Source organism: Peptacetobacter hominis, from assembly GCF_006861675.1.
GTDB lineage: Bacteria > Bacillota > Clostridia > Peptostreptococcales > Peptostreptococcaceae > Peptacetobacter > Peptacetobacter hominis.
The window spans coordinates 52,352-65,816 of record NZ_SGJB01000010.1 but is presented as its reverse complement, the minus strand read 5'-3'; the positions used below and the strand labels follow the sequence as shown (position 1 = coordinate 65,816).

Genomic DNA, 13,465 nt, shown 5'->3' with positions numbered 1-13,465 from the left:
AGGAGGAATACATAATGGAAAAACTGACAGTATACGAACTGGCAGAGTCATCATGCGGTAAAATAACTAAAGGATGTCCGGATGATGAAATAAACGGTATAGTTATAGACAGTAGACAGGCAAAAGAAGGGCTTATGTTTACAGCGATAGATGGAGAAAACAATGATGGTCATAAATATATAGAATCGGCAGCTGACTCAGGATGCAGATGTTTTATGGTAGACAAAGGAAGAACTCCGGATATAGAAGGAATAAATGTAATAGAGGTTGAAGAAACGTCAAAGGCGCTTGGTAAAATCGCAGCTTCTTATAGAAAAAAATTTGATATACCTTTTGTGGGAATAACAGGAAGTGTAGGAAAGACGACTACAAGAGATATGGTATATGCTGTTTTATCGGCTAAAATGAAAACTCTTAAAAACGAGAAGAACTTTAACAACCATTTCGGTGTGCCGCTGACTCTTTTCAATCTTGAAAAAAGTCACGAATGTGCAGTAATAGAGATGGGAATGTCTGGGTTTGGAGAAATCGAATATCTTGCCAACATTGTAAGACCTGATATAGCTATAATTTCTAATATAGGACTTTCTCATGTTGAAAATCTTGGATCACAGGAAGGTATTTTCAAAGCAAAAATGGAGATAACAACAGGATTTGGAGAAGGTAATACTCTTATAGTAAATGGAGATGATAAATTCCTTGGAAAACTCAAAGACGAGGAACATGAGTATGGTCTTGTTACATTTGGATTTGGAAATGATAATGATATATACTGTGTTGATTATATAATAAATGATGATAGTATAGAGTTTGTGTGCAATGTTTATGGAAATGATGAAAAAATATACATACCTACAGTAGGGAAACATAACATACTAAATGCAATGGCTGCTATAGCTGCAGGTTATAAACTTGGACTTGATATGGATACTATAAGAAAAGGTCTTGAAAATTTCAGTGCAACTGCCATGAGACTTGATATAGAAAAGTATGGAGAATTTACAGTCATAAATGATGCATACAATGCAAGTCCGGATTCTATGAAAGCTGCACTTGATATACTTGGAAGATACAGAAAAAGAAGAATTGCTGTACTTGGTGATATGCTTGAAATGGGTGAACATGCCGAATATGGGCATAGAACAGTAGGAGCTTCATGTCCAGGTAATGCAGATATACTTATAACAGCAGGAAAAGATTCCAAATTCATAAATGAGGAAGCAGAAAAAAATGGATTCAGTAAATCAAATTCACATCATTTCGAATCCAAAAAAGATGCTGAAGAATTTCTTGATGGTATACTTGAAGACGGAGATGTAGTTTTATGTAAGGCTTCAAGAGGAATGAAATTTGAGGATTTTGTAACTGTAGCAAAAGAAAAATCTGAAAAAAATCGCTAATAATACAATAACGTGATATAATAAAAAGTCGTGAGAAGATAACGGAAGGAGTTTTTATATGTTGGATATAAAAAATATAACTATTACTATGATGATTTCATTTATAATCGTTGTAGCGATAGGACCAGTGTTTTTACCGATGCTAAGAAGGTTTAAATTCGGTCAGACAGTAAGAGATGATGGGCCACAGTCGCATCTTGCCAAAAATGGAACACCTACTATGGGTGGAATAATGTTTATAGTGGCGATATTTATAACAGCTTTATTCAGAGGAAGATTTGACTCTGATATGATGGTTGGACTTATATGTATGCTGGGATTCGGACTTGTCGGATTCCTGGATGACTTTATAAAGATCAAAATGAAAAGATCTCTTGGTCTTAGAGCATGGCAGAAGATAGCATTCCAGATAGCAATTTCATTTTATGTAGCTTTTTATCAGTATACATCTGCAGCAGATGCATCTCAGATAATGATACCTTTTACTGAAATGACGATTGATATAGGAATACTATATATACCTATAATGATGTTTATAATAATCGGTACAGTAAACGCCGTAAACCTTACAGATGGACTTGATGGTCTTGCATCTGGAGTTACAGTAATTGTATCTCTATTCTTTATGTTATTTGCATATATGGTGGCAGGAAACAGCGATGTAGGTCTTCTTTCTGCTGCAACTGCAGGTGCATGTATAGGATTTCTATGTTTCAACTCATATCCGGCAAAAGTGTTTATGGGTGACACAGGTTCTATGGCACTTGGGGGAGCTGTAGTTTCATTTGCAGTTCTTACAAATTCGGTGCTTCTTATACCGATTGTTGGTATAATATATTTTGCAGAAGCTCTTTCTGTAATAATACAGGTTACATACTTTAGAAAAACAGGAAAGAGAATATTTAAAATGGCACCGCTGCATCATCATTTCGAGCAGTGCGGATGGCCGGAGACAAGAGTTGTATTTGTATTCTGGGCTGTTACAGTTGTTATGTGCTGGATAGGTGTATTTGCAGCATTCTAAGGGGGAATAAAAAATGGAACTTTCAGGAAAGAAAGTACTTCTTGTGGGGCTTGCTAAAACAGGAGTAGCTACAATAAAAAGCCTTGCTAAACATGGAGCAGAAATAACAGTAAATGATATAAAGAGTGAAGATAAACTTGCTGATATTCTGGACGAAATAAAAAATATAGAGGGAATAAAGTATATCTTTGGAAAGCATCCCGAGGATATATCTGATATAGATATGGTGGTTGTATCGCCGGGTGTACCACTTGATATGCCTTTTACAGAAAAGATAAAATCTGAAGGTATATATATGATAGGCGAAGTTGAACTTGCATATCAGCTTGCTGATGAGCCATACTTTGTTGGAATAACAGGTACAAATGGAAAAACAACTACAACAAGCCTTACTGGCGAGATTTTTGAAAAAGCGGGAAAAGAAACTTATATTGTCGGTAATATAGGAAATCCTGTTATAGAGGCAGTAGATAATTCAAATAAAAATGCCTGTTTTGTAACAGAGTTAAGCAGTTTTCAGCTTGAAAGTATAGATAAATTCTGTCCAAAGGTAAGTGCTGTTCTAAATATAACTGAAGATCATATGAACAGACATCATACTATGGAAAACTATATAGATGCAAAAGCCAGAGTTTTTATGAATCAGACAGAAGATGATTTCTGTATTCTTAATTATGATGATGAGATAGCGAGAAATCTTTCAAGTAAATGCAAAGCAAAAGTTGTATTTTTCTCAAGAAAAGAAAAAATATCTGGCGGTGTATATACAGAAGATGGAAATATAGTTATTGATATAGATAAGAAAATAACTCTTATGCCGGTAGAAGAGCTGTCTCTTCCAGGGGGGCATAATCTTGAAAACTGTATGGCAGCTGCAGCTATGGCCTATGTATCAGGTATAGATACAGAAGTCATAAAGGAAGTTCTAAGAACTTTCAAAGCCGTGGAGCATAGACTTGAATATGTGGATACTGTAGATGGGGTAATGTATGTAAATGATTCAAAGGGAACAAATCCGGATTCTACAATAAAGGCTGTACAGGCTTATGAAAAGCCGATAGTTCTTATAGCTGGTGGATATGACAAAGGAAGCTGTTTTGATGAACTTTTTGAAATAGCAAAGAAAAATGTCAAGACACTTGTTATTATGGGACAGACAGCTGAATTAATAAAGGAAACAGCTTTAAGACATGGTATAGACGATATATATATGGTGAATAATATGAAAGAAGCAGTAGAAAAATCTGCTGAGATTTCAGTAGAAGGAGATGTGGTTCTTCTTTCACCTGCCTGTGCAAGCTGGGATATGTACAAATGTTTTGAAGATAGAGGAAAAGACTTCAAGAATAACGTAAGAGGACTTTAATACAGACGGTGGCTGTTTCCATATTTGGGGCGGTCACTGTCTAATGTTTTATACAGGAAAATAAAAATACAGGAGATCAGATATGAAAGTAATATTATCAGGTGGCGGTACAGGTGGTCATGTTTATCCTGCAATCGCAATAGCAAACAAGATAAAAGAACATAATCCGGATGCGGAAATACTTTTTGTTGGGACAGAAAACGGAATTGAATCTGAAATAGTTCCTAAAAATGGATATAGACTTGAAACTGTAACAGTTCAGGGATTCCATAGAAAAATAGATTTTGAAAATGTAAAAAGAATATTTAAGCTTATAAAAGGTCTTTCTCAGACAAGAAAAATAGTAAAGGAATTTAGACCGGATGTAGTAATAGGAACAGGTGGGTATGTAAGTGGACCTGTCCTATATAATGCTGCAAAAATGGGAATACCTTCTGTTGTACATGAACAGAACTCTTTCCCGGGTGTAACAAATAAGATACTTTCTAAAAGTGTAAGTAGAGTTCTTACAAGTTTTGAAGATTCACATGAAAGATTTCCGGAAAAAGGAAGAAGTAAGCTTGTATTTACAGGAAACCCTGTAAGAAAAGAAATTCTAGACGCAGATAAGGAAACAGCAAGAAAAGCTCTTAGTATAGATATGGATAAAAAACTTGTACTATGCTATGGAGGAAGTGGCGGTTCAAGAACTATAAATGCCGCAATGGTAAAGGTAATTAAACATATGGTAGATGAAGATGTTGCATTTATATTTGCAACAGGAAAAAGATTCTATGACGAATTTATGGAAAGTATAAAAAATATAGAGTTAAAATCATATCATAGAGTAGTTCCATATCTTGATGATATGGCAAATGGATTAGCTGCAAGTGATATAGTAATAGGAAGTGCAGGAGCTATTTCTCTTGCAGAAATAACAGCTCTTGGAAAGCCTTCTATAATAATACCTAAAGCATATACAGCAGAAAATCATCAGGAATACAACGCAAAAAGTATAGAGGCTAAAGGAGCTGGAGTGGCAATACTTGAAAAAGATCTGAATGCTGATGTTCTGGATAAGGTGGTATTCAGATTACTTAATGATGAAAAATTACTTTCAGATATGTCAAAAGCGAGCTTTAAGGCTGGAAAACCAGAGGCAATAGATATAATATACAATGAGATAATAAGTGTAATGTAATGTATAAAATAGTAAAACAAAAACGTTTTTATGTAAAAAAATATTTAGATAAACCTCTACCTATAAAATAAGTAAAAAATATCTTGAAACTGTTCGCTTTTAGAAATATAATGATAGTATGGTGTCTAGTATATTAGAATGAAAATAATCGGTAAAGCATGTAATATATATTTTGATATGTGACTTGAAAAACAATATTAACGATTAAAATTATATGCAAAAGGAGGTTTACAGATGATAAGTTTTGACGTTGAATTAGAAGAATGGGTCAAAATAAAAGTTATCGGTGTCGGTGGCGGCGGAAGTAATGCTGTTGATGGAATGGTCGATGCAAAAATCAATGGAGTTGATTTTATATCTGTCAACACTGATAAACAGGCTCTTGCAAGATCAAAAGCAGAAACAAAAGTACAGATAGGTGAAAAACTTACAAGAGGTCTTGGTGCAGGTGCTGATCCAGATGTAGGAAGAAAAGCTGCTGAAGAAAGTAAAAATGAAATAATAAAACTTATAGAAGATTCGGAAATGGTATTTATAACAGCCGGAATGGGCGGTGGAACAGGAACTGGTGCAGCTCCTGTAATAGCTCAGACGGCAAAAGAAATGGGAAAACTTACAGTAGGGGTTGTAACTAAGCCATTTACCTTTGAAGGTAAGAAGAGAATGAAACAGGCTGAAGATGGTATAGAAGAGTTAAAACACAAAGTTGACACTCTTATAACTATACCAAATGATAGACTGCTTCAGATTGTTCAGAAAAATACGTCCATGTTAAAAGCATTCTCTATAGCTGATGATGTTTTAAGACAGGCTATACAGTCTGTATCAGAACTTATAAAAGTACCAGGAATAATAAACCTGGATTTTGCAGATGTTAAGAGAATAATGGGAGATAAGGGTATAGCTCATATAGGTATAGGTAGTGCAAAAGGTGATAATAAGGCTATAGAGGCTGTAAAACAGGCTATAGAATCACCACTTCTGGAAACTTCTATAGTAGGAGCCAGAGGTGTAATACTTAATATATCTGGTGGACTTGATTTAAGTCTTATGGAAATAAATGAAGCTGCAAGTATAATATATGAATCATGTCATGAGGAAGTTGATCTTATATTTGGAGCAAACGTTAAGGAAGAACTTGGGGATGAGGTTACAGTAACAGTAATCGCCACTGGATTTGATGAGAATATGCAGAAAAAAGCGAAGGAAACAGAAAGAATACTTAAACAAGAGTTAGAATCTGATTCTAAGCCAGTTTCTGAAGAAACAGTAGCTGAACCGGTTTTACCTATATCTGATGATGTAGATGATTCTGCAAATGTTCAGAAAGATATTGATATGGAAATACCAGAATTTATATTAAAAAGAAGAAAAAGATAATTTAAACTTACCGGCATTTTACAGTGCCGGTTTTTTTATGCATATAGCTTGACAAATAAAGATTTGGTGATAATATATAAATACCTATAAAAAGAAAAGGTGGTGATTTTATGCAGTGTCCATTCTGCGGGCATAGAGAATCAAAAGTTATAGATTCAAGACATTCAGACTCAAGTTCAATAAGAAGGAGAAGAGAATGCGAACAGTGTAAAAGAAGATTTACAACATATGAAAAAATAGAAATGGCTCCATTAATGGTTATAAAAAAAGACAGCAATAGAGAGATTTTTGATAGAGGAAAGATAAAATACGGCATAATAAAAGCCTGTGAAAAAAGACCTGTTTCAAATGAAGATATAGAAAAACTTGTCCATGATATAGAAATAAATATAAAAAGTAAATATTCAGGTGAAGTAGAATCAAAAGTAATCGGAGAAATGGTAATGGATGGACTTAAAGAGCTTGATGAAGTAGCTTATATAAGATTTGCTTCTGTTTATAGACAGTTTAAAGACCGGAGTACTTTTGTAAGTGAACTTCAGAATATAATTACAGAAAAGGATGATTAATATGTGTGTAGAATGTATTGAAAAAAAGATAAATTTTTCAGATGGAAGATACGCTCATATTGTTATTACAACAAGAAAATATGATGCAAAAAATATTAATGATATCAAAGATGTATCGAATAAATACAATATAAATATTGCTAACCTAAAAGACTGTAAACAGATACATTCTTCAATTGTGCATAATATTAGTAGTGTAGACGATATCCCAGGCAGGGAAGGCGATGGAATGGTAACTTCTCTTAAGGGGATTCCTCTTATGATATATACTGCTGATTGTGTACCAGTCGTAATTATAGATACTGTAAAAGGAGTTGTTGCCAATATACATGCAGGATGGAGAGGCACATATGAAAAGATAACTGCCAATGCTGTAAACATAATGCAAAATGAATACGGATGCAGTACAAAAGATATGAAATGTATAATCGGTCCCTCAATAGGACCATGTTGCTATGAGGTATCAAAGGAACTTATAGATAAATTTAACACAATTATTACAAAAGAAGACTTGAAATTTTATATAATTAAAAAAGACAGGTATTATCTTGATTTATGGAAGATTAATCAGTTTATACTTGAGGAGTGCGGAATACCATCTTCAAATATAGAATGTATGGAATTATGCACATCATGCAAAAATGATATCTTCTTTTCATATAGAAAAGATAATGCCACATCAAAGAGGATAGGTACAATAATAGAGATAAAAGAGTAATGAGGTGTTAAATATGAAAGAAAAAGTTCTTATAATAGATGATGAGGTGCATATAGTTGAGCTTCTAAAGTTCAATCTTGAAACTGCTGGATATGAAGCATTGTGCTCATATGATGGATTTGATGGTTTTATAAAGGCAAAGGAAGAAAAACCGGATCTTATACTTCTGGACTGGATGCTTCCTAATATAAGTGGAATAGAAGTACTGAAAAAATTAAGACAGGATTCAGATATGAGAAATATACCTGTTATAATGCTTACTGCTAAAAACATGGAAAGTGATAAAGTTGAAGGTCTTGAAGTCGGTGCAGATGACTATATAACAAAACCATTCAGCATAAAGGAGCTTCTTGCAAGGATAACATCTGTAATGAGAAGATATAGTATTCTTTCAAAAGGTGAAGGAGAGATACTTTCTGCAGGAAAGTTAAAGCTTAACCTTTCTAAACATGAAGTTACACTTGATGACTCAAAAGTGGATCTTACACTAAAAGAATTTGAACTTTTAAGATTGCTTCTTCAGAATAAAGGAAAGGTTCTTTCAAGAAATTTCCTTCTTGATGAAATATGGGGATATGAATATTACGGAGAAACCAGAACTGTGGATGTTCATATAAGATATTTGAGAAAGAAACTAGAAGAAGCCGGAGCGCATGATAAATATATTGAAACTATAAGAGGTGTAGGATACAAAATAGACTTATAAAATCAGGGGGAATATACTTGGAAAAAGTTTTTGATTTAGAGATGATAATAACTCTGATTGCTGTAATAGTGGCTATTATATCTGCGAGATATGCAATTAATCTTAGAAAATATTTTAAAGAATTTGTAGATGTGTCAAAAAGAGCCAGCAACAATGAAATGCATGCCAGAGTACACATGCATGCAAATGGAGACATGGGTGAATTTGCCAGAAACTACAATAAAATGCTTAAGGACAAATATAAAACATTTGAAGAAGTCGAATACAAAAATATGCAGCTAAGATCGATACTGAAAAGTATATCACATGGTATAATAGCTATAGATGTTGAAGGGAATATACTTCTTATCAATAATGAGGCAAAGAGAATAATAGAATGCCCGGATGATGTAAAGGTAGAGGGCAGAAATATAAATTTTGCTGTAAAGAATGAAAAAATTCTGAAACAGATAATAAAATTTATGGGTTCAAAAGAACACAAGAAAAAAGAAATAAAGCTGGAAGGATATAGATTCTGCAGCATAAAACTGGATCCTGTTTATCTTCAGAACAATAAAAGTATAATAATAGGATCTATAGTTAATATAGAAGATATAACAGAGAGAGTAAGGCTTGAAAATATGAGAAGTGATTTTGTGGCCAATGTAAGTCATGAACTTAAAACACCACTGACATCTATAAGTGGATTTGCGGAAACTCTTAAAATGAATGAAGATATGGAGCCTGAAACAAGAAAAAGATTTCTTGATATAATTGATGGAGAAGCCAATAGACTTAGAAGACTTATAAATGATATACTTACACTTTCATTTATTGAGAATGAAGAGCAGAGCTCAAATGAAGAAGTCGTAAATATATATGATGTATACAAAAGAGTTGAGGCTATGGTCAAAAATAATGCTGATACAAAAAATATATCTATATTCTGTGAATGCAGTAGTGATGATATTTCAATATCTGCAAATAGAGATTATATAAAACAAATAATGCTTAACCTTGTCGATAATGCAGTAAAATATACTCCATCGGATGGAAAAGTTAATGTATCTATATTCAAGGATGGTGGAAATATTGTCATAAAGGTCAAAGATAATGGAATGGGAATACCAGAAGAAGATATAGATAGAATTTTTGAACGTTTCTACAGGGTAGATAAGGCAAGAAGTCGAGAAATAGGAGGAACAGGGCTTGGACTTGCTATAGTTAAACATATAGTAATTCATCTTCAGGGAACTATAAATGTTGAAAGTAAGGTTAATGAAGGTTCAACATTTACAGTTAAACTTCCTATAGAAAGAAAATTATAATTTGATAAAAAAAGAGAAGATAATCTATCTTCTCTTTTTTTATTCTAAAGTTTTATAGTATTTCAGAAAGCTGTTTTATAAGAAGCCTGTTTTCCTCTGGTTTGAGTATACATACTCTGAAATAATATTCGTCAAGACCGTCAAATGAATTACAGTCTCTGATTATAATTTTGTGAGGAATAAGTTTTTCTCTAAGTTCTGCAGCAGTCATTGATTTATCTTTTATCCTGCAAAGTATGAAATTTCCATAAGAAGGATAAATTTTTACAGATTCTATAGATGAAAGTGCAGAAAATAAATAGTCTCTTTCAGAAGACATATGTTTTACAGTTGAATCAATAAATTCATCATCTACAAACATAATTTCTCCCATTTTTGAAGCAATTATATTTATATTCCAAAGATCTATATGTTTAAGTATCGAATATTTTATACCGGAATCTGATGAAAGTCCATATCCAAGTCTGATGCCTGGCGTAGAGAAAAATTTGGATGTTCCTCGTATAACAAAAAGTCTATTGCATGAATCAGTAACTGACGCGGAAGAAAAGATTGATTTATCCGCAAATTCTACATATGTTTCATCTACCATTATCCATGCATTTGTAGATTCTGAAATATGTTTTATTTCTGAAGATGTAAATGCAAATCCTGTAGGATTACATGGATTACATATTACTATCAGTGAATGATTCATTGAATTAACTCTATTTATTAAATCGTCTGCATCTACTTTAAAATTATTCTCTTCTTTGGCATAATATCTGTCTATAGAACAATTAATTTTCTTAAGTTCTTTTTCATACTCTGAGTATGCAGGAGATAAAAGAAGAGCAGATTCTGGATTTACTGTTTCAATAAAAGATGATATAAGTTCAGTTGCTCCACTTCCAAGGATAATATTATCCTCGTTGCATCCACAATACTTTGAAATTGACTGTTTTAATTCTATGTATTCAGGATCTGGATACATTGAAACCATATCCATATGCTCAGATATATAATTTCTTGCCTTTTCAGAAGAACCAAAAGGATTTATATTTGAACTGAAGTCCATAAACTCATCTTTAGAAAATCCGTACTTCTGTGAAAGCTGATACAGATTTGCCCCATGATTAACGCTCATTGTTTGCCTCCTTGTATTACTCATCAAAATTTATTATGAATTCATCTTCTCCACTATTTATTTTAAGAATAGAAAGATTAAAATCATCGTCAAAAATTGATACATTATATGTAAAAGTATCACCATTTTCCTTCTTTGAAAGAAGAAGATATGTTCCATTTTCCTTGTCTTCTATTTCATCACATATATCATTATATACTTCTTCGCCTGTAAAAGTACCGCTATATCCAGAAGCTTTTATTTTTTCCTCGATAGCTCTATATATTTCATTCATAATATACACCTCTCTATATTTTTTAGATATCAATATTATAACACAAAGAAAATATAAATTAAGTGCGATGAATATTAAAAATAAATCAGAAAATTATAAAAACATTGATTAATCAAAAAATATATAGTAATATAAGAACATAAGGTCAACCAAAAAGAATAAATATATGAAAAGAGGGGATGCAGATGAGACCTTCATATGAACAGGCATTTGAAATACTTAAAAAGTACAATAAAGAAGACTTCCATATAAGACATGCGGAAGTTGTATCAGGAGTAATGAGATATTTTGCAAAAGAATATGATCCGGAAAATGAGGAGTTCTGGGCGGTTGTCGGACTTCTTCATGATATAGACTTTGAGCTGTATCCTGAGGAACACTGTGTAAAAGCAGTTGATATACTGAAGGAAAATGATATAGATGAAGATATAATACATGGTGTAATAAGTCATGCATATGGTATATGTGAAGGAGCAAATACAGCACCAGAACATATAATGGAAAAAATCCTTTTTGCTACAGACGAATTAACAGGTCTTATAGGAGCTGTTGCGATAATGAGACCATCAAAGAGTGTATCAGATCTTGAACTTAAATCAGTGAAGAAAAAATTCAAAACTCCTAAATTTGCAGCAGGATGTTCAAGAGATACTATAAGACAGGGTGCTGAAAATCTTGGATGGGAACTTGATGAACTTATGCAGAGAACTATAGATGCAATGAAATCTCTTACAGATAAAATGGATATATAAAAAAGAGCGCTTTTGCGCTCTTTTTTATATATTATAGGATTATATATGTCTAAAGAGTTGAAAATAAATGTGATTTTAGAGTATAATCATTAAATAGATATAAAATATATTAAATAATCAAGTGGATAAGGAGAGTTTTTATGTATAAAATAACAGGCAAAATGTTTTCTGCAGAAGAAATCAGAAACAGAGTAAAAGAGCTTGGAAAACAGATTGAAAACGACTACAAAGGAGAAGAAATTCTAGTTGTAGGTATTTTAAAAGGTGCAAATATGTTTACATGTGACCTTATAAGAGAAATAGACCTTGATGTAAGAATTGATTTTATGAGTGTATCAAGTTATGGAAGTGGAACAGAATCTTCTGGTACAGTAAAAATACTGAAAGATCTTGATACTGATATACATGGAAAAAATGTTCTTATAGTAGAAGATATAATAGATTCAGGAAGAACATTATCAAATCTTGTAAAGGAACTGAAAATAAGAGAGCCTAAGAGCCTAAAACTTTGTACTCTTCTTGATAAGCCAAGTAGAAGAGTTACAGAGGTTGATGTGGATTATATAGGATTTGAAATAGAAGATAAATTTATAGTTGGATATGGAATAGATTATGCTGAAAAATACAGAAATCTTCCATATATAGGTATAGTTGAAGACGTATAAATTATAAATAAAAAATGTAATAGCCTGCTTTAAAAGCAGGCTATATTTGAGTTTTGGATGGAGGATAAATATGAATATTTTTTCAGCTATAGAACTTCAGCAGGCACAGATATTACTGTTTTTTCAGTCTATAAGAACGCCTTTTTTAAATGGTGTTTTTATTCCGATAACAATAACTGCTGAAGGAATATTAGCAGTTTTGATATCGACAGTTCTTTACTGGTGTATAAGTAAAAGGTATGGTATAAGATTAATATATTCATTACTTTTAAACATGGCAATGAACGTTTTTGTAAAGGATTTTTTTAGAATAGAGAGACCTATTGGAAAGTATGGAATAGAATCGATTAGAGAGAGGACAGCTACAGGGTATTCTTTTCCAAGCGGGCATACGCAGAATGCATCGTCTTTATGGTCATCTCTTGCAATCTGCATAAGAAAAAAATGGATCTATGCTGTAGCCTTTGTTATGACGATAGCAGTGGCTTTATCAAGGTTATATCTCGGTGTACATTGGCCAACAGATGTAATAGCGGGTGCAATTTTTGGATTGATAGGTTCAGCAATATCTATAAGTATAATAGATTCTTCTGAGAAAAAACATAATTTCAATATTTTATATATTGTTATAATTGTTATGGTAATTGGACTTGCTTTAAATAAAGGGACAGAATATACGAGAATATTCGGAGCCTCTTTTGGCGCAACCATGGGCTATATTGTTGAAACAAAGTTTATTGGATTTAAAACTATTGAAGAAAAAAGAAAAACAAAAGGATACAATCCAAAATCAGATATTGGAAACTATATAAAAAGATACATAATAGGTATTGTAAGCCTTGGAGCAGTATATATAGGATTGAAATATATTTCGGCACCGGTTGTTCATAGTGAATCAGAATTTATAAAAAATATGGTATATTTTATAAGATACATGATAACTGTTTTCTGGGGAACCGCTGTAGTTCCTGCGATATTCGTGAAAATGGGAATATAGG

14 protein-coding genes are annotated in these 13,465 nt (G+C 32.5%); 12 read left to right on the top strand and 2 right to left on the bottom strand.

The genetic code is table 11. From position 1 onward, the window contains the following. Positions 1-14: 14 nt before the first annotated feature. The 9 genes from EXD82_RS06625 to EXD82_RS06585 all read left to right on the top strand — a co-directional run bounded on the left by EXD82_RS06625 (position 15) and on the right by EXD82_RS06585 (position 9,650). Positions 15-1,400 (top strand): UDP-N-acetylmuramoyl-tripeptide--D-alanyl-D-alanine ligase, encoded by a 1,386-nt coding sequence (locus tag EXD82_RS06625; RefSeq protein WP_142536135.1) that lies wholly within the window; start codon positions 15-17, stop codon positions 1,398-1,400. A gap of 58 nt (positions 1,401-1,458) precedes the next feature. Beyond that, on the top strand, positions 1,459-2,424 hold the full coding sequence (gene mraY, locus EXD82_RS06620) for a phospho-N-acetylmuramoyl-pentapeptide-transferase (RefSeq protein WP_142536134.1): 966 nt from the start codon (positions 1,459-1,461) through the stop codon (positions 2,422-2,424). A 13-nt stretch (positions 2,425-2,437) separates the two neighbouring features. Then, positions 2,438-3,790, top strand: a complete 1,353-nt coding sequence (gene murD, locus EXD82_RS06615; RefSeq protein WP_142536133.1) for a UDP-N-acetylmuramoyl-L-alanine--D-glutamate ligase — start codon at positions 2,438-2,440, stop codon at positions 3,788-3,790. Between the two features lie 82 nt (positions 3,791-3,872). After that, a complete protein-coding gene (gene murG, locus EXD82_RS06610) occupies positions 3,873-4,970 on the top strand; it encodes an undecaprenyldiphospho-muramoylpentapeptide beta-N-acetylglucosaminyltransferase (protein ID WP_142536132.1) in 1,098 nt (365 codons plus the stop codon). 234 nt (positions 4,971-5,204) lie between these two features. Beyond that, entirely contained in the window at positions 5,205-6,350 is a 1,146-nt protein-coding gene (ftsZ, locus tag EXD82_RS06605; protein WP_142536131.1) for a cell division protein FtsZ, read from the top strand. A 110-nt stretch (positions 6,351-6,460) separates the two neighbouring features. Beyond that, the gene (gene nrdR / locus EXD82_RS06600) at positions 6,461-6,919 is read left to right on the top strand and encodes a transcriptional regulator NrdR (RefSeq protein WP_142536130.1); all 459 of its coding nucleotides are present in this window, start codon (positions 6,461-6,463) and stop codon (positions 6,917-6,919) included. A gap of 1 nt (position 6,920) precedes the next feature. After that, complete coding sequence (gene pgeF, locus EXD82_RS06595; RefSeq protein ID WP_246082021.1) at positions 6,921-7,637, top strand: peptidoglycan editing factor PgeF; 717 nt, start codon at positions 6,921-6,923, stop codon at positions 7,635-7,637. Positions 7,638-7,650: 13 nt separating this feature from the next. Then, on the top strand, positions 7,651-8,343 hold the full coding sequence (locus tag EXD82_RS06590) for a winged helix-turn-helix domain-containing protein (protein ID WP_142536128.1): 693 nt from the start codon (positions 7,651-7,653) through the stop codon (positions 8,341-8,343). A gap of 17 nt (positions 8,344-8,360) precedes the next feature. Beyond that, on the top strand, positions 8,361-9,650 hold the full coding sequence (locus tag EXD82_RS06585; protein ID WP_246082020.1) for a sensor histidine kinase: 1,290 nt from the start codon (positions 8,361-8,363) through the stop codon (positions 9,648-9,650). Positions 9,651-9,702: 52 nt separating this feature from the next. Here EXD82_RS06585 and EXD82_RS06580 read toward each other — a convergent pair whose 3' ends face one another. Beyond that, positions 9,703-10,776: a pyridoxal phosphate-dependent aminotransferase gene (locus EXD82_RS06580; protein ID WP_142536127.1), complete on the bottom strand. Its 1,074-nt coding sequence runs from the start codon at positions 10,774-10,776 to the stop codon at positions 9,703-9,705. A gap of 16 nt (positions 10,777-10,792) precedes the next feature. Next, positions 10,793-11,050, bottom strand: a complete 258-nt coding sequence (locus EXD82_RS06575; protein WP_142536126.1) for a hypothetical protein — start codon at positions 11,048-11,050, stop codon at positions 10,793-10,795. A gap of 185 nt (positions 11,051-11,235) precedes the next feature. Here EXD82_RS06575 and EXD82_RS06570 point away from each other — a divergent pair, with 185 nt between their 5' ends. The 3 genes from EXD82_RS06570 (at position 11,236) to EXD82_RS06560 (ending at position 13,464) form a co-directional block, all read left to right on the top strand. Then, a complete protein-coding gene (locus tag EXD82_RS06570; RefSeq protein ID WP_330573739.1) occupies positions 11,236-11,802 on the top strand; it encodes an HD domain-containing protein in 567 nt (188 codons plus the stop codon). Between the two features lie 140 nt (positions 11,803-11,942). Then, complete coding sequence (gene hpt / locus EXD82_RS06565; RefSeq protein WP_142536124.1) at positions 11,943-12,467, top strand: hypoxanthine phosphoribosyltransferase; 525 nt, start codon at positions 11,943-11,945, stop codon at positions 12,465-12,467. Between the two features lie 70 nt (positions 12,468-12,537). Further along, the gene (locus EXD82_RS06560) at positions 12,538-13,464 is read left to right on the top strand and encodes a phosphatase PAP2 family protein (RefSeq protein ID WP_142536123.1); all 927 of its coding nucleotides are present in this window, start codon (positions 12,538-12,540) and stop codon (positions 13,462-13,464) included. The last annotated feature ends 1 nt before the right edge of the window (position 13,465 follow it).

Bases quoted from the DNA above. Each gene is read 5' to 3' on its own strand.
- EXD82_RS06625 (WP_142536135.1), top strand. From the start codon at position 15: ATGGAAAAACTGACAGTATACGAACTGGCAGAGTCATCATGCGGTAAA.
- mraY (WP_142536134.1), top strand. From the start codon at position 1,459: ATGTTGGATATAAAAAATATAACTATTACTATGATGATTTCATTTATA.
- murD (WP_142536133.1), top strand. From the start codon at position 2,438: ATGGAACTTTCAGGAAAGAAAGTACTTCTTGTGGGGCTTGCTAAAACA.
- murG (WP_142536132.1), top strand. From the start codon at position 3,873: ATGAAAGTAATATTATCAGGTGGCGGTACAGGTGGTCATGTTTATCCT.
- ftsZ (WP_142536131.1), top strand. From the start codon at position 5,205: ATGATAAGTTTTGACGTTGAATTAGAAGAATGGGTCAAAATAAAAGTT.
- nrdR (WP_142536130.1), top strand. From the start codon at position 6,461: ATGCAGTGTCCATTCTGCGGGCATAGAGAATCAAAAGTTATAGATTCA.
- pgeF (WP_246082021.1), top strand. From the start codon at position 6,921: ATGTGTGTAGAATGTATTGAAAAAAAGATAAATTTTTCAGATGGAAGA.
- EXD82_RS06590 (WP_142536128.1), top strand. From the start codon at position 7,651: ATGAAAGAAAAAGTTCTTATAATAGATGATGAGGTGCATATAGTTGAG.
- EXD82_RS06580 (WP_142536127.1), bottom strand. From the start codon at position 10,776: ATGAGCGTTAATCATGGGGCAAATCTGTATCAGCTTTCACAGAAGTAC.
- EXD82_RS06575 (WP_142536126.1), bottom strand. From the start codon at position 11,050: ATGAATGAAATATATAGAGCTATCGAGGAAAAAATAAAAGCTTCTGGA.
- EXD82_RS06570 (WP_330573739.1), top strand. From the start codon at position 11,236: ATGAGACCTTCATATGAACAGGCATTTGAAATACTTAAAAAGTACAAT.
- hpt (WP_142536124.1), top strand. From the start codon at position 11,943: ATGTATAAAATAACAGGCAAAATGTTTTCTGCAGAAGAAATCAGAAAC.
- EXD82_RS06560 (WP_142536123.1), top strand. From the start codon at position 12,538: ATGAATATTTTTTCAGCTATAGAACTTCAGCAGGCACAGATATTACTG.